This window comes from Streptomyces sp. SCSIO ZS0520, from assembly GCF_025643355.1.
Classification (GTDB): Bacteria; Actinomycetota; Actinomycetes; order Streptomycetales; family Streptomycetaceae; genus Streptomyces; species Streptomyces physcomitrii.
Window position 1 is genome coordinate 2,423,335 of sequence record NZ_CP092644.1, and the last position, 16,197, is coordinate 2,439,531.

The following is a 16,197-nucleotide window of genomic DNA, read 5'->3' on the forward strand; positions in this document are numbered from 1 at the left end:
ACGGCCGTACACCCAGCAGCGTGGACGGCGGGTATATCGGAGCCGCGACGCGGCGGTTGCACCCGTGTTAAGGGATACGGCCGCCGCCCTCACCCTCGGCGCCGCCCTCCTCGGTGCCGCCCTCCTCGGCGCCCCCTGTGCCCCCTGTGCCCCCCGTGCCTCCGGTGTCCGCGGCGTCCCCCGTGCTCTCGGCATCCCGCGGCACGATCTGCCGCTCCTCCGCGAAGTGGCAGGCCGAGTCGTGCGCGGCCGGGCCCCTGACATCGCGGAACTCGGCGGGCACCGCGAGCGCCGGGACCTCCAGGGCGCAGCGCTCCTGGGCCTTCCAGCAGCGGGTGCGGAAGCGGCAGCCGGAGGGCGGATGGGCGGGCGAGGGCACGTCCCCGGAGAGCAGGATGCGCGCCCGGGCCTCCCGCATCCCCGGGTCGGGCACCGGCACCGCGGAGAGCAGCGCCTGGGTGTACGGATGCGTGGGGTGCTCGTAGATCTCGGTGTCGGTGCCGGTCTCGACGATGCGGCCGAGGTACATCACGGCCACCCGCTCGGAGATGTGGCGCACGATGGACAGGTCGTGGGCGATGAAGACGTAGGAGAGGTCGAATTCGTCCTGGAGGCGTTCCATCAGGTTGATGACCTGGGCCTGTACGGAGACGTCGAGGGCGGAGACCGGTTCGTCGGCGACGATGATCTCCGGGCGCAGGGCGAGCCCGCGGGCGATGCCGATGCGCTGGCGCTGGCCGCCGGAGAACTGGTGCGGATAGCGGTTCAGGTACTCCGGGTTGAGGCCGACCACGTCGAGGAGTTCGCGCACCCGCCGGCGCCGGGAGCCCTTGGGCGCCGCCTCGGGGTGGATCTCGTAGGGCTCGCCGATGATGTCGCCGACCGTCATCCGGGGGTTGAGCGAGGTGTAGGGGTCCTGGAAGACCATCTGGATGTTGCGGCGGACCGCCCTGAGGGCACGGCCGGAGAGCTTGGTGACGTCCTCGCCCTTGTAGCGGATGGTGCCTCGGGTGGGCTCCTCCAGGTGGACCAGCATCCGGGCGACGGTGGACTTGCCGCAGCCCGATTCGCCGACGATGCCGAGGGTCTCGCCGTGCCCGAGGTCGAAGTCGACCCCGTCCACCGCCTTGACCGCGCCGATCTGGCGCTTGAAGAGGATGCCCTGGGTCAGCGGGAAGTGCTTGACCAGTCCGCGGACTTCGAGGATCGGCTCCCGGTCGGGCCCGCTGCGCCGGGCGCCCCGGTCGGCCTCGACGGGGACCTTGTCGAGGAGGTCCCCGGCGGTGGCGCCGGTGGCCGGGGCGCTCTCGCGGGGGTGCGCGTCACCGTGCGGCGTCATCGAGGGTCTCCTTCCAGAAGTGGCAGGCGCTGCCCCGCTCGGCGGAGACCCGGTGCAGCGGCGGCTCCTCGCGGACGCAGACCTCCTGGGCCCTCGGGCAGCGCGGGTGGAAGGCGCAGCCGGGCGGGATGTGCATGAGGTTCGGCGGCAGCCCCTTGATCGCGTAGAGCTCCTGCCCCTTCTGGTCGAGGCGGGGGATCGATTCGAGCAGGCCCTTGGTGTACGGGTGGGCGGGCGCCCGGTAGATGTCGTGGACCGGGGCGGACTCGACGATGCGGCCCGCGTACATCACCGCGATGCGGTCGGCGACGTCGGCGACCACCCCGAGGTCGTGGGTGATGAGGATGAGGCCCATCCGCAGCTCGCGCTGGAGTTCGGCGAGGAGTTCCATCACCTGGGCCTGCACGGTGACGTCGAGGGCGGTGGTCGGCTCGTCCGCGATGATCAGCGCGGGTTCCAGGGCGAGCGCCATGGCGATCATGATCCGCTGGCGCATGCCGCCGGAGAACTGGTGCGGGTACTGCCGTACGCGCTCCTTGGCCGCCGGGATGCGCACCCGGTCCATCAGCTCGACGGCGCGGGCCCGGGCGTCCTTCTTCGACATGCCGCGGTGCACCACGAACATCTCGCCGAGCTGGTCGCCCACGGTCAGCACCGGGTTGAGCGAGGAGAGCGCGTCCTGGAAGATCATCGCCATCTGCGCGCCGCGCACCGTACGCCGCTTCTTCTCCGGCATGGTCAGCAGGTTCTCGCCCTGGAAGAGGATCTCGCCGCCGGTGATGCGCCCGGGCGGGCTGTCCAGGATGCCCATCACGGCCTGCGCGGTCACCGACTTGCCGGAGCCGGACTCGCCGAGCACCGCGAGCGTCTCGCCCTTGTCGACCGCGTAGCTGACGCCGTTGACGGCCCGCGAGATCCCCTCCCGCATCCGGAACTGCACCTGCAGATCGCGTACTTCCAGCAGCATGGCCCGCTCCTCAGCGCAGCTTGGGGTCGAGGGCGTCGCGCACCGCGTCGCCGAGCATGATGAAGGCGAGCACGGTGATCGCGAGCGCGCCGGCGGGCCAGAGCAGGGCGTGCGGGGCGGTACGGATGATCTGGGAGGCCGAGGAGATGTCGATGCCCCAGCTGACGGTCGGCGGCTTCAGCCCGACACCGAGGTAGGAGAGCGTGGCCTCCAGGGCGATGTACGTGCCGAGCGCGATGGTCGCCACCACGATGACCGGGGCGACGGCGTTCGGGGTGATGTGCCGCAGCAGCATCCGGGAGTTGGAGGCGCCGAGCGCCCGCGCCGCCTGGACGTAGTCGTTCTGCTTGGCGGTGATCACCGCGCCGCGGGCGATGCGGGAGATCTGCGGCCAGCCGAGCAGCACGATGAAGCCGATCACGGGCCAGACCGTCGAGCTGGTCACCACCGAGAGCAGCACCAGGCCGCCGAGGACCACCGGGATGGCGAAGAAGATGTCGGTGACCCGGGAGAGGATCGCGTCCCAGAAGCCGCCGAAGAACCCGGCGAGCCCGCCGAGCACCGAGCCGAGGAGGGCGACCCCGAGGGTGGCGCAGACGCCGACGGTCACCGAGGCGCGGGCCCCGTAGACGGTACGGGTGTACACATCGCAGCCCTGGCCGTCGAAGCCGAAGGGGTGGCCGGGCGCCGAGCCCTTCTGCGCGTTGGCGAGGTCGCAGTCGAGGGGGTCGCGGGAAGCGATCAGCGAGGGCCACAGCGAGATGACGACCAGGAAGAGGATGATCAGCGCCGAGATCAGGAAGACCGGGTTGCGGCGCAGGTCCCGCCAGGCGTCCGACCACAGGCTGCGCGGCTTGGCCTCCGGGCCGGTGCCGTCGTGGCCGGGTCCCTTCTCCAGTGAGGCGCCCTCCTCGGCGGCCAGGTCCATGGCGCCGCCCATGCCGGTGGGCGCCATCGCGGAGTCCTCGGGCGCGCCGCCCGCCGGTCCGTGTTCAGACATAGCGGATCCTCGGGTCGAGTACGGCGTACAGGAGGTCCACGAGCAGATTCGCCACCAGGAAGACCAGGACCAGGACGGTCACGAAGCCGACCACGGTCTGGGTGTTCTGCCGCAGGATGCCCTGGTAGAGCTGGTAGCCGACGCCGTGGATGTTGAAGATGCGCTCGGTGACGATGGCCCCGCCCATCAGGGCGCCGATGTCGGTGCCGATGAAGGTGACCACCGGGATCAGCGAGTTGCGCAGCAGGTGCCGGACGACCACCCGGCGGCGGGGCACCCCCTTGGCGATGGCGGTGCGGATGTAGTCCGCGCGGCGGTTCTCGGCGATCGAGGTGCGGGTGAGGCGGGTGACGTAGGCCAGGGAGAGGGAGGCGAGCACCAGGCCGGGGACGAGCAGTTCGGAGAACTCGGCGTCGGTGGAGACGGCCGGTTTGATCCAGCCCCATTTGACGCCGAGCAGGAGTTGCAGCAGGAGCCCGGTGACGAAGGTCGGGATGGAGATCACCACCAGGGTGGCGAGCAGCACCCCGGTGTCCACCGGCCGGCCGCGGCGCAGCCCGGTGACCACGCCGAGGGTGATCCCGACGACCAGCTCGAAGAGGATCGCGACCAGGGTCAGCCGGGCGGTGATCGGCCAGGAGTCCGCCATCAGCTCGGTGACCTGCTGCCCGTTGAAGGCGGTGCCGAGGTCGCCGGTGAAGACGTTGCCCATGTACGTCAGGTATTGCTGCCAGACCGGCTTGTCGAGCCCGAACTCCTTGCGCAGCTGGGCGGCGGTCGCCGGATCGCACTGCCGGTCGCCGCAGAGTCCCGCGATGGGGTCGCCCATCACGTTGACCATGAGGAAGATCAGCAGGGTGGCGCCGATGAAGACCGGGATCATCTGCAGCAGGCGCCGGATCACATAACGTCCCATGAGGGCTCCGGTTTTGGTGGCCGCGGCTGTCGGTTCTCGGGGCCGCGGAGGTGGCCGCGGCCCGGCGCGGGTGGGCGCCGGGCCGGGGGCCGCCGGGGGTCAGCCGACCTTGATCTCGTTGTAGACCGGCACGCTGAACGGGTTGAGGGCGACGTTGGAGACCCGGTCCGAGAAGCCCGCGCTGCCGTTCTGGTACCAGAGCGGGATGGCGGCCATGTTGTCCCGTACGACCTCTTCGGCCTGCTGGAACTTCTTCACCGCGGCGGCGGTGTCGGACTCGGCGTTGGCCTCGTTGACGAGCTTGTCGAACTCCTTGTTGGACCACTTGCCGTCGTTGGAGGAGGCGTTGGTGTAGTACAGCGGCTGCAGGAAGTTCTGGATCAGCGGGTAGTCCATCTGCCAGCCCGCCCGGAAGGGGCCGTCCATCTTCTGCTGCGAGGTCTTGTTGCGGAAGTCGGCGAAGGTGCCGGTCGGGTTGCCGACGCAGGCCTTGGACTGGCCGAGCGCCTTGTTGATGCTGTTGCAGACCGCGTCGACCCAGTCCTTGTGGCTGCCGGTGTCGGCGTTGTAGCCGATCTTGACCTGGCCGCCGGGGAGTCCGCCGCCCTCCTTGACCAGCTTCCTGGCCTCGGCGGGCTTGTAGTCGCAGGCGTCCCCGCACAGGCCGGGCTTGTAGCCGCCGTCCTCGCCGAGCACCGGGGAGGTCCAGTCGGTGGCCGGGGTGCGGGTCTTCTGGAAGATGGTCTCGGTGATCTGCTTGCGGTTGATCGCCATCGACAGGCCCTTGCGGAGCTTGGCGCCCTTGGCGTCGTCCGGCCAGTCCTTGTCGTAGAAGGGGAAGGCCAGGGTCTGGATGATGCCCGCGGGGGTGTTCAGGTACCGGTCGCCGAGGTCGGCCCGGACATTGCGCAGCTGGGCCGCGGGCACGTCGTCGACGAGGTCGAGGTTGCCCGCCGTCAGGTCGGTGTAGGCGGTGTTGTTGTCGGTGTAGACCTTGAGGTCCACGCCGTTGTTCTGCGCCTTGTCCGAGCCCGGGTACTTCGCCCACTTGCGCAGCGACATCTGCGAGCCCTTGCGGTAGGACCGCACGGTGTACGGGCCGTTGCCGACCGGCTTCTTCACCCAGGCCGCGTGGTTCTTGAAGAAGGCCTGCGGCAGCGGGGCGAAGGCGGCGTAGCCGAGGGTCTCCGGCCAGGTGGAGAACTTCTGGTTGAGCTTGACGGTGAAGGTGCGCGGCCCGGTCGCCTTGAGCCCGGAGAGGGTGTCGGCGCTCTGCTTGCCGGACTCCGGGTGCACCTTCTCGTAGCCCTCGATATAGCCGAAGAAGTACGCGTTCTTCTGGTTGTTCTTCAGGCTGGCGCCGTAGTTCCAGGCGTCGACGAAGGACTTCGCGGTGACCTTCTCGCCGTTGGAGAAGGTCCAGCCGTCCTTGACGGTGACCGTGAAGGTGGTCGAGTCCTTGGTCGCGAACTTCTCCGCGAGCATGTCCTCGGCCTTGCCCGTCTTCGGGTTGTAGCGCTTGAGCCCCCGGAAGATCATGTCCATGACCTTGCCGCCCTGCACCTCGTTGGTGTTGGCGGGCTCCAGCGGATTCTGCGGGTCACCCCAGGAGGACCGCACCACACCGTCCCCGCCGCCCCCTCCCCCGCCGCCGCCACTGTCATCACCGCCACCACAGGCGGTCGCGGCGAGCGCGACAGCCACCGCACCCGCGGCCCACTTGGCGTGACTCGCTCCACGCATGGAGTGCCTCCTCGGAAGTCCCACTGCTGCTTAGGGCAAATATTGCGGTACGTCAGCTTTCGCGCATTCCCGGGCGGTCCGGATGGGCGGTGGGGGGACCCGGGCGGCCCCCAGCGGGCCCGGCTCCGAGAAGGGGGTGGCCCGCTCCGGACGACGGCGCCGGAGCCCTCGTCCAGGACGGAGAGAGGGAGGGCGGAGGTGGTCGCGCGCGAGGAAGGCGAGGAAGGCGCAGGGCTGCGTCGGCTCGTTCGGAGGGGGAACGGGGTGGCGGAGTTCTCGTATTCCGGCCACTTGCTCACGGCAACGGTCGCGCCGGGGTAAGGGGAGAAGACCTGCGTGCACACGGAAATGTGTTCCGGAGTGCACATCCGGGCAATGGCCGGAACCCAGCGCATTAGCCAAGTGGAAATCGTGCCACCTGCAATAAATACCCTTCCCGCACAGGAAATTGTCAGTCACGTCACGCCCGGCGAACGGGCGCACTTCCCGGGTAACCAGCGAGTTACTGTGAAGCATGCGATTCGGGGTGCTGGGCCCATTGGAGGTGCGGACCGATCTGGGGCGGCCGGTTCGGGTCCCCGAGGTCAAGGTCCGCACCCTGCTCGCCGGTCTGCTCGCCCATCAGGGGCATGTGGTCTCCGCCGACCGGCTGATCGAGGCGCTGTGGGGCGGGGCCGCCCTGCCCGCCAATCCGACCGCCTCCCTCCAGGCGAAGGTCTCCCAGCTGCGGCGCGCCCTGGAGGACGCCGAGCCCGGCGCGCGCGAACTCGTCCAGCACCGGCCCCCCGGCTACGTCCTGCGCGCCCCGGACGAGGCGGTGGACGCCGGCCAGTTCCGCGCGCTGCTGGCCCGCTCGCGTACGGCCGCCGACCCGCGCGGCAAGGCGGCGGTGCTCGCGGACGCGCTGGCGCTGTGGCGGGGGCCCGCCTTCGCCGACTTCACCCGGGACTCCTTCGTACGGACCGCCGTGGCGAGCCTCGACGAGGCGCGGCTCACCGCGATCGAGGAGCACGCGGAGGCCCGGCTCGAACTCGGCGAGCACAGCCTGGTGGTGGAGGAGCTCACCCCGGTGGTGACCGCGCACCCGCTGCGCGAACGGCTGCGCAGAGCGCAGATGCACGCCCTGCACCGGGCCGGGCGCTCCGTCGAGGCGCTGGACAGCTACACCGATCTGCGCCGCCGGCTCCGCGAGGAACTGGGCCTGGTGCCCGGCGCCGCGATCGACGCCCTGCAGCAGGCCATCCTGAGGCAGGATCCCGGGCTCCAGGACAGCGCGCCCGCCCCCGAACCGGCGGTCCGCGCCCGTACCAACCTCCCCGATCCGGTGAACCCCCTGGTCGGCCGGGAGCAGGCGCTCGCCGACGGCAGGCGGCTCATCCGGCCGCACCGGCTGGTCACCCTCACCGGCGCCGGCGGGGTGGGCAAGACTCGGCTCGCGCTCGCCGTGGCGGGCGGGCTGACCGCCGAATTCCCCGACGGCGTCTGGCTGGTGGAGCTGGCGGGGGCGGGCTCGGCGGACGATCCGGTCACCGCCGAGGACCTCGCGCGGCGGGTGATGACGGTCCTCGGCATCCGCGAGGAGTCCGAGGGCGCCGGTCCGGTCGCCTCCTTACAGGGCCCGGCCGAGCGGCTGGCGCAGACCGTCGCCCCGCGCAGGCTGCTCCTGGTGCTCGACAACTGCGAGCACGTGGTGGACGCGGTGGCCGGGCTCGTCGACCGGCTGCTCGCGAGCGGCCGCGGGGTGAAGGTCCTGGCGACCAGTCAGGAGCCGCTGCGGGTCAGCGGCGAGACGGTCTGGGCGGTGCCGCCGCTCGAACTCCCCGACCGGGACGAACCGGCCCACCTGGAGCGCTCCAGCGCCGTGCAGCTGTTCGTGGCCCGCGCCGCGGCGGCCGACCCCTCCTTCGTCCTGGACGCCGAGTCCGCCCCCAGCGTGGCGGCCGTCTGCCGCCGCCTCGACGGCATCCCGCTCGCCCTGGAACTGGCGGCGACCCGGGTGCGCGCCCTCGGCGTCCACGAACTGCTCGCCCGCCTCGACGACCGCTTCCAGATCCTCAACAGCGGCTACCGCGGCGCCCCGCCGCGCCAGCAGACCCTCCAGGCCACCATCGACTGGAGCTGGAGCCTGCTCGGCCCGCAGGAGCAGGTGGTGCTCCGCCGTCTCGCGGTGCACGCCGAGGGCTGCGCGCTGACCGCCGCCGAGGAGCTCTCCGCGGGCGGCGGGGTGCCCCGCGCGGAGGTCGTCGACATCCTGGCCCGGCTGGTGGACCGCTCGCTGGTGGTCCGCTCCGACGGGCCGACGGTGGCCCGCTTCCGGCTCCTGGAATCCGTATGGGTGTACGCGCAGCGCAGGCTCCAGGAGTCGGGGGAGGCCGAGGAGATCGCCGCCTGCCACGCCCGGTACTACACGGAGCTGGCCGAACGCGCCCGCCCGCGGCTGCACGGACCCGGACAGCAGAACCGGCTGCGCCTGCTCGCCGCGGAGGCGGCCAACTTCCGGCAGGCCCTGGAGACCGCCAAGCGCACCGGCGCCGCCCCGCTCGCCCTGCGGATCGTCAACGCCCTCGCCTGGTACTGGTTCTTGAGCGGGCAGCTCGGCGAGGCCTGCCGCTTCCTGGCCTGCGCGCTGGAGACCGAGGGACCGGCTCCGGCCGTCGCCACGGCCGAGGCGGCGACCTGGGGCGAGGGCTTCCGGCTGCTGCTCGGCGAGGGCGAACCGGACGAGGAGTGCGACCGGGCGGGCCGCACCGGCTCCGCGGAGCGCACGGTGGGGCGGGCCAGGGCGGAGTGGTTCCTCGGCTTCGCCCAGTGGGAGGTCGGCAACTCGGCGGCGAGCGAGGAGCATGTGAACCGCGCCCTGCTCGACTTCCGCGCCCTGCAGGACCCCTGGGGGGTGGCCGCCGCGCTGAACAGCAGGGCCGCCCTCGCCATGGCGCGCGGGGATCTGGCGGCGCTGCGGGACAACGCCCTGGAGGCGCGGGCCCAGTTCGACCGACTCGGCGACGTCTGGGGGCAGTTGAAGGCGGCCGAGGCGCTGGGCGTGCACGCCGAGATCACCGCGGACTACGAGCGGGCCGCCGCCCTGCACCGGGAGGGCCTGCGGATGGCGCAGTCCCTGGAGCTCTGGTCGGAGGTCTCCCGCCAGCTGTCCGGTCTCGGCCGGATCGCCCTGCTGTCGGGGCGGCACGCGGCGGCGGAGGAGTTCCACCGGCGGGCGCTGCGTCTCGCCGTGGAGCAGGGGAACCAGCCCGCGGCGCAGATGGCCGAGCTGGGCCTGGCCCTCGGCGCCCGCCGCCAGGGTGAACTGGAGACCGCCGAGACCCATCTGACGCCCTGGCGCGAGTGGAACGCCAGCCGCGGAGCCAGCAACGGGCTCGCGCTGGTGCTGGCCGAACTCGGCTTCGCCGCCGAGCTGCGCGGGGACGCGGACGCCGCGCTCACCCTGCACCGCGAGGGCCTGACCGCCGCCCTGGCCACCGAGGACGCGCGGGCGGTGGCCCTGGCCCTGGAGGGACTCGCGGGCGCCCACGCCCTGGCCGGACGGCCGCGGCGCGCGGCCCGCCTGCTCGGCACCGCCTCCTCGACCCGGGCGCGGGCCGGGGCGCCGCTGCCCCCGGCGGAGCGCCGGGACGTCGAGCGGATCGGCGCCCGCGCCGAGGCGGAGCTGGGCGCGGTCTACGCCGCCGAGTTCGCCGCGGGCGCGGCGGTGGACCATCTCACCGCCGCGCGCGCCGAACAGGAGCCCTCCGCCGCTCTGGTCGAGGAGGGGGCGGGAGCGGCGCGGGCACCTCGGCCGAGGTGAGCCCGCGCCCGTCCCGCGGGGGGATCAGGCCGCCGACTCGTCGGTCCAGATGCGGCTGCTCAGGTCGGTGCCGCGCAGCACCTGGACGCGCCAGGGCTCGATGCGCAGCACGTCGTACTTGGGGTCCTCGGGGCCCCCGCGCCAGAAGTTGAGCGGGTTGTAGCCGACGCCCGCGGGGCTGCCCTTGCGGTAGAGGTCCCAGGAGTAGCGCTTGGTCTCCGGGTCGTCGACCCAGCGCGAGACGCTGTCGACGAACACGGCGTTCTGGTTGGGGCTCCAGTACGAATAGGTGGTGTGCGGATTGTTCGCGAGGTGCGCCACCTTGACCGGGGTCTTGTACGCCGCGAGCCAGCCGACCGGCTTTCCGTCGACCGTCTCCCAGATGGGCAGCAGCACGCGTGCGCGGGGACGGTTCTTCTTGTCCACGGTGATCATCGTGCAGTAGACGATCTCCTGAATGTACTGGACGAACTTGTCCTCGATCTCGGCGAATGTTCTCACTTTTGCAGCAGCCATCGCGATACCTCGAAAATCAGGTGGATAAAAAGGCGCACTTCCTGCCCGCGCGCTCCAGCATGCCTCACGGTTTCCCCGTTCAGAAGAAGGCACTTTGAAGTCACCGACTCACTGCGGAGAAACCGCGAGGCACGCCCCGGCGGCCCGGCTGCTCACTCCTGCCAGGCACCGTCCGCGGCGGCGGACTTCGCGAAGTCGGCGAAATCGCGCGGCGGGCGGCCGAGAATCCGCTCGACCGTCGGGGTGGTGGCGGTGTTGCGGTTGTCCCGGATCTGGGCGACCAGGTCGGCCACGAAGAGCGCGTAGTCCGCCGGGACCTCGTAGGAGACGAGTTCGTCCACGTACTCCTGGTGGTCCACGGGCACGTAGCGGATCTCGCGGCCGCTCGCCTCGGAGAGCAGGGCCGCCGCCTCGGTGAGGCTGAGCGCGGCGGGGCCGCTCAGTTCGAGGATCTGCCCCTGGTGGCCGTCCTCCAGGAGGGCGGCCGCCGCCACCTCCGCCACGTCGCCCGCGTCGACGAAGGGCTCGCGGCCCTGACCGGCGGGCAGCCGCAGCTCCCCGGCGAGTACGGCGTCGAACAGGACGCCCTCGTCGAAGTTCTGGAAGAACCAGTTGGGGCGCAGGATGGTCCACTCGGCGCCGGACTCCCGGACCGCGCCCTCCCCCGCCTTCAGGTCCTTGCCGCCCACCAGTCCGTGCACCCGCGCCTGCAGCAGGACCAGGCGTTCGACGCCCTGTGCCACGGCCTGCTCGGCGAGCGCCCGGATCTGGGTCTCGGCGTCCCACTGACCCGGCTTGTCCTGCAGGTCCACCACATAGGCGGCGCGCACGCCGGTGAAGGCCGGCGCCCAGGTGCTCCGGTCGTCCCAGTCGAAGCGGACCTCCCCGGAGCGGCTGGCCGCGCGGACCTCGGCGCCCCTGGCGCGCAGCGCGCCGACGAGCCGCCGGCCGGTCTTGCCCGTACCGCCCAGAACCAGGATCCCGTTATTGGCCATGTGCGTTCTTCCCGTCTCGAAATGGCCCGGGGGCACCCGAGATCGGGTGCCCCCGGCTGCCGCGGCTCAGAGGAAGGGCGTGTCCGGAGCCAGGCCGAGGAGGGCCCGCCCGTGCACTTCCTGGTTGGTGGTGAAGGCGAACAGCGCGTGCAGCGCGAGTCCGCGCAGGTCCCGGTGGAAGCGCTGGAAGGGCACGTCCCGCATGATCACCGAGGCGCCGCTCGCCTCGAACAGCTCGTCCACCGCCTCCTTGGCGAGCTGGATCGCGTAACCGGCCTTGCCGCGGACCGCCGCGCGCTCCTCGATCGAGGGCTGGGTGCCCGCGTCGGCGTGCCGCTGGATCAGCTCCAGCCAGGTCGACTGGAGCGCCTCGGCCGCGGAGATCTTGTTGGCGGCCGTGGCGACCTGGATCTGGGTGAGCGGCGACTGGCTCTGGTCGGCCCAGGAGGTGTACGTGATGCCGCGTCCCGGCAGCCGCTCCAGGAACAGTTCGAAGGCGCCGCGGGCGATACCGAGGTAGGCGGAGGCGCCCTGGGCCATGAAGAACGGGATGAAGGCGTAATTGCGGCCGGTGGCACCGGTGTTGCTGCGGTCGCCGGTGGTGCCGCCGAGGACGTCGAGCAGGCTGACCACCCGTCGGGCGGGGACCTTCACCCCGGTGGCGGTCACCGTGGAGCTGCCGGTGCCCGAGGCGGCGGCGGCATGCCAGTCGTCGGCGATCTCCAGCTCGGAGAGGGGCACCAGGGCGGCGTGCGGCACCGGGGTGCCGTCCTCGGCGGGGAGGACGGAGGCGAGCAGGGCCCAGCCCGCGCCGCGGCAGCCCGACATCCACTTCCAGCTGCCGCTCAGCGAGAAGCCGCCGTCCTCGGGGGTCAGTACGCCGGTCGGGGAGAAGCCGGTGGAGACCCGGGCCGTCCCCCGGGCGTAGACCTCCTGCTGGGTCTCGTCGGGGAAGAGGCTCGGCACCCAGGAGCTGGACACCCAGATCATGGCGACCCAGCCGGTGGCCGTGTCGGCGCGGGAGATCTCGCTCAGCACCCGGACCTGGTCGGCGACGGGGGCCTCCAGACCGCCGAAGCGCTTCGGCACGCCCAGGCGGAACACCCCGCTCTTTTCGAGGAGTTCGATGTTCTCGTCCGGGAGCCAGCGGCGCTCCTCGGACTCCTTCGCACTGTCCCGGAACCGGGTGGCGAGGGCCTTGACTTCCTCGAATACCGCAGCAACCGCGCTGTCGGTCGTGGTCATCCTGCCTCCTCAGAGATTTACGTCCGGGCGTATTTCCGGAACGGATTCACGAATCGTGGGATGTGCGGCTCACATTCTTGCGAGCGGCACTCTCACGCCGGTAATCCGAAAATCTCAGGGCCGGATGACGAAAAATGACCGGGCGGTGGGCCCGGCCATTTCGGAGAAGGACGACATCGGCAGAACGGGCATCGCCCCAGGCACGGGGGATGTGCACCTGGGGCAATGCGTCCGCGGTGCCCGCGCGGCGGGCGGGGCGTCAGGAGGTGGTCTTGACCGACTCCATGACCGGGCCGCCGTCCGCCACCGGGGCGTCGGGCGTGGTGGTGGACTTGTTCCGCAGGCCGAAGGCGCTGATGAAGGCGGCGAGCAGGGCCGCGCCGAGCGGCACGATCAGGCCGATGCGGTAGCCGTCGAGGAGGGCGTCCGGCGAGGCGCCGTCGGTGGCCGCCTCGCTGACCGCGGTGACGGAGGACAGGCCGAGCGCGGCACCGAACTGGAAGCAGGTGTAGAGGAGTCCGCCCGCGACGCCCTGCTCCTCCTCCGCGATGCCCTCGGTGGCGACGATGGTCAGCGGACCGTAGGCCAGCGAGAAGGCGAGGCCGAGGATGAGCAGGCTCGGGAACATCATCATGTACGTCCAGTCCAGCTGCAGCGGCAGGAACAGGGCGTAGGACAGGGCCGCGAGGACCAGGCCGCCGAAGATGACGCGGGCGTTGCCGAACTTCTCCACCAGCTTCGGGGTCAGGGTCGGCGAGAGCACCGCGTCGATGCCGATGACCATCATCGCGAAGCTGGTCTCCAGGGTGGACCAGCCGCGCAGTTCCTGGAGGTAGAGGACGGCGACGAACTGGAAGCCGAAGAAGCCCGCGGCGAAGAGCAGCCCCGCGAGGTTGGCGCGCAGCAGCGAACCGGTGCGCAGGATGCCGAGGCGCACCAGCGGCGCCGCGGACTTGCGCTCGGTCAGGGTGAAGGCCACGAAGAAGACGAGGCTGGCGGCGACGCAGAGCAGGGTCTGCCACAGGTCCGCGTGCGCGGCGCGCTCGACGGCGAGGACCATGAGCACGATGGCCGCGGTGACGGTGACCGCGCCGGTGACGTCCACCGGCTGGCCGTCGCGCCCGGGGCGCGGGGACTTGGGGATGAGGGCGAGCGCGGCGATGAGGATGATCACCGAGAGGATGACCGGGGCGAAGAAGACCCAGCGCCAGTCGACCGCGGCCAGCAGACCGCCGAGGACCAGGCCGATGGAGAAGCCGCCGGCCGCGGTGCCGGAGTAGACCAGGAGCGCCTTGTTGCGCTGCGGGCCCTCCGCGAAGCTGGTGGTGATGATGGACAGGCCCGCGGGCGTCATGAACGCCGCCGCGACACCGGTCACGAAGCGGGCGACCAGGAGCATCCAGCCCTCGGTGGCGATACCGCCGAGTCCGGAGAAGAGCAGGAAGACGGTCAGCCAGAAGACGAACATCTGACGGCGGCCGAAGAGGTCCGCCGCGCGTCCGCCGAGCAGCATGAAGCCGCCGTAGCCGAGGACGTAGGCGCTCATGACCCACTGGAGGGTGCCGGTCGACAGGTCGAGGTCGGCACGGATCGAGGGCAGCGCCACGTTGAGCATGGCGACGTCGACGCCTTCGAGGAAGATCGCACCGCAGAGCACGAACAGCACGCCCCAGGCGCGCCCACTCATGCGTTCGGTGCCGCTGCTCGATGGAGATTGCGGTGTGGACACGGGAATGGCTCCTTGTCGGAGAACGGAGAAGGGAACACCGGTAAACGCCGTACGGCGTTCGGCGCGACAGAAAAAGGGGAGGGCGCTAAGGGGTGGTTCCCACTTGTAACCACGTGCATCTTCCGGCAGGCTGAATGCTTATGGAAGAAGGCACTTTAAAGTCACCGACTCACTGCACGGGTACCGACGACGACTACGAGGTGATGCAGTGGGACACCCGCCAGGGCTGTGAGGTCCGGCAGATCCTCGACCGGGTGGCCGACAAGTGGTCACTGCTCGTCATCGCGCTCCTGGACCGGCGCACCCTGCGCTTCTCCGAACTGCGCAGGCAGATCGAGGGGATCAGCCAGCGCATGCTGACCGTGACGCTCCGTCAACTGGAGCGCGACGGCCTCGTCCTGCGCACGGTCTACCCGGTGGTCCCGCCCCGCGTGGACTACGAGCTGACCCAGCTGGGCGTGACCCTCCACGACACCATCCGCAGCCTGGTCGTGTGGACGGAGGAACACCAGAACGAGATCGCCGCCGCCCGCGCCCAGTACGACGCCAAGGCGGAACGGGAGGTGTCCGCCTCCTGACCGCGATAACCGTGGGAATTACCCGCCGATTACCGGGCAGTGGGCAGCCGATGGTCACTGCTCGGTAATTTTCCGAACTGACGGTCCGGTGTTCATTCGGACAGAAAGCACGTTCGGAGGAAATACATGGCTCCCGCTCTCCAGGATTCACCGGGCCTCCTGCGGACCGTGCGGGAGGTGGTGCCCCTGCTCAGGGAGCACGGGCGCGCGGCGGAGGAGCAGGGGCGGATCCCGCGGGAGAGCCTGCGGGCCCTGGAGCGGGCCGGGGTCTTCCGCATGGCGGTGCCCGAGCGCTTCGGCGGACTCGGGCTGCCGCTGGCCGAACAGGCGCGGGTGGTGGGCGAGATCGCCCGCGGCTGCCCTGCCTCGGGCTGGAACCTGACCGGCTGGCTCACCGGCACGGTGATGGCCGGGCTCTACCCGGACGCCGTGCAGGAGGAGGTCTTCGCGGGCGGCTCGGTACGGGTGTCGGTGGGCTTCGCGCCGACCGGCACCGTGCGCGAGACGGCCGGCGGCCGGCTGCTGAGCGGCCGATGGAACTACAACTCCGGTGTGCACGCGGCCGATTGGGACTGCCTGGCCGCCGTACGCCCGGGGCCGGACGGCACCGAGGAGGAGTTCTTCGTCCTGGTGCCGACCCGGGAGCTGTCCCTCGTCGAGGACTGGGACGTCTCCGCCGCCCGCGGCACCGGAAGCGTGACGGCCGTCGCCGAGGACGTCTTCGTACCGGCGGAGCGGGTCGCCTCCTACGAGGAGGTCACCCTCGGCACCACCGGCGGCCGGTGGAACGCGGGGACCGCGGGCCGCAACTACGGCGTGGTCGCCTTCGTCATGGGGCTGTACGCCTCCATGGCGCTCGGGCTGGCGCGGGGCGCCCAGGAGCTCTTCCTGGAGCGGCTGCCGGGGCGCGGCATCACCTACACCGACTGGGAGGACCAGCGCGCCCACCCGCTGACGCAGCGGCAGGTCGCCCTCGCCGCGAACAAGATCACGGCGGGTGCGGCGCTCACCGGGGAGGTGCTCGCCCTGCTCCAGCGGCGGGCGGACGCGGGCGAGCAGCCGTCCACCGAGGAGAAGGCCCTGGTGCGCGGCAGGGCCGCGTTCGCCGCCTCGCTCGCCAAGGAGGCCGTGGAGGTGCTCCACTCCGCGAGCGGGGCCTCCGTCATCAAGCGCTCGGTGCCGCTGCAGCGCTTCCACCGGGACATGCTGGCCTTCTCGCTGCACGCCCTCGGCCAGATCGACACCAATATGGAGATCCAGGGCCGGGTACTGCTCGGACTCACCCCGGGCACCGACATCCTCTGAACTCCCGTACGCCGCACCGGACTCGACAGCCGGCTGCCCCTCCGCACCGGGGCAGCCGGCTG

At 71.3% G+C, this 16,197-nt stretch carries 12 protein-coding genes; 3 read left to right on the forward strand and 9 right to left on the reverse strand.

The window, feature by feature from the left end:
* Positions 1 to 67: 67 nt before the first annotated feature.
* The 5 genes from MID12_RS08985 to MID12_RS09005 all read right to left on the reverse strand — a co-directional run bounded on the left by MID12_RS08985 (position 68) and on the right by MID12_RS09005 (position 5,965).
* Positions 68 to 1,339, reverse strand: a complete 1,272-nt coding sequence (locus tag MID12_RS08985; protein ID WP_317633368.1) for a dipeptide ABC transporter ATP-binding protein — start codon at positions 1,337 to 1,339, stop codon at positions 68 to 70.
* The gene (locus MID12_RS08990; RefSeq protein WP_040248699.1) at positions 1,323 to 2,306 is read right to left on the reverse strand and encodes an ABC transporter ATP-binding protein; all 984 of its coding nucleotides are present in this window, start codon (positions 2,304 to 2,306) and stop codon (positions 1,323 to 1,325) included. Before MID12_RS08990 ends, MID12_RS08985 begins: the two co-directional genes overlap by 17 nt.
* A gap of 10 nt (positions 2,307 to 2,316) precedes the next feature.
* Entirely contained in the window at positions 2,317 to 3,306 is a 990-nt protein-coding gene (locus MID12_RS08995) for an ABC transporter permease (protein ID WP_040248703.1), read from the reverse strand.
* On the reverse strand, positions 3,299 to 4,222 hold the full coding sequence (locus MID12_RS09000) for an ABC transporter permease (RefSeq protein WP_263165958.1): 924 nt from the start codon (positions 4,220 to 4,222) through the stop codon (positions 3,299 to 3,301). Before MID12_RS09000 ends, MID12_RS08995 begins: the two co-directional genes overlap by 8 nt.
* Positions 4,223 to 4,321: 99 nt before the next feature.
* Positions 4,322 to 5,965, reverse strand: a complete 1,644-nt coding sequence (locus MID12_RS09005) for an ABC transporter substrate-binding protein (RefSeq protein ID WP_040248710.1) — start codon at positions 5,963 to 5,965, stop codon at positions 4,322 to 4,324.
* Between the two features lie 514 nt (positions 5,966 to 6,479).
* On the opposite strand from MID12_RS09005, the gene MID12_RS09010 reads away from it, so the two are divergent.
* Positions 6,480 to 9,767: a BTAD domain-containing putative transcriptional regulator gene (locus MID12_RS09010; protein ID WP_078844842.1), complete on the forward strand. Its 3,288-nt coding sequence runs from the start codon at positions 6,480 to 6,482 to the stop codon at positions 9,765 to 9,767.
* A 24-nt stretch (positions 9,768 to 9,791) separates the two neighbouring features.
* Here MID12_RS09010 and MID12_RS09015 read toward each other — a convergent pair whose 3' ends face one another.
* The 4 genes from MID12_RS09015 to MID12_RS09030 form a co-directional block, all read right to left on the reverse strand.
* Positions 9,792 to 10,283, reverse strand: coding sequence for a pyridoxamine 5'-phosphate oxidase family protein (locus MID12_RS09015; RefSeq protein ID WP_040248713.1), 492 nt, complete (start codon positions 10,281 to 10,283; stop codon positions 9,792 to 9,794).
* A gap of 152 nt (positions 10,284 to 10,435) precedes the next feature.
* Complete coding sequence (locus MID12_RS09020; protein ID WP_263165962.1) at positions 10,436 to 11,278, reverse strand: NAD(P)H-binding protein; 843 nt, start codon at positions 11,276 to 11,278, stop codon at positions 10,436 to 10,438.
* 66 nt (positions 11,279 to 11,344) lie between these two features.
* A complete protein-coding gene (locus MID12_RS09025) occupies positions 11,345 to 12,523 on the reverse strand; it encodes an acyl-CoA dehydrogenase family protein (RefSeq protein WP_040248719.1) in 1,179 nt (392 codons plus the stop codon).
* Between the two features lie 259 nt (positions 12,524 to 12,782).
* Positions 12,783 to 14,210 carry an MFS transporter gene (locus tag MID12_RS09030; RefSeq protein ID WP_040248722.1) on the reverse strand — a complete coding sequence of 476 codons (1,428 nt, stop codon included), beginning with the start codon at positions 14,208 to 14,210 and terminating at the stop codon, positions 12,783 to 12,785.
* Positions 14,211 to 14,392: 182 nt separating this feature from the next.
* On the opposite strand from MID12_RS09030, the gene MID12_RS09035 reads away from it, so the two are divergent.
* Positions 14,393 to 14,830, forward strand: coding sequence for a winged helix-turn-helix transcriptional regulator (locus MID12_RS09035; protein WP_040248725.1), 438 nt, complete (start codon positions 14,393 to 14,395; stop codon positions 14,828 to 14,830).
* Positions 14,831 to 14,956: 126 nt separating this feature from the next.
* A complete protein-coding gene (locus MID12_RS09040) occupies positions 14,957 to 16,135 on the forward strand; it encodes an acyl-CoA dehydrogenase family protein (RefSeq protein ID WP_263165964.1) in 1,179 nt (392 codons plus the stop codon).
* Positions 16,136 to 16,197: the final 62 nt, after the last annotated feature.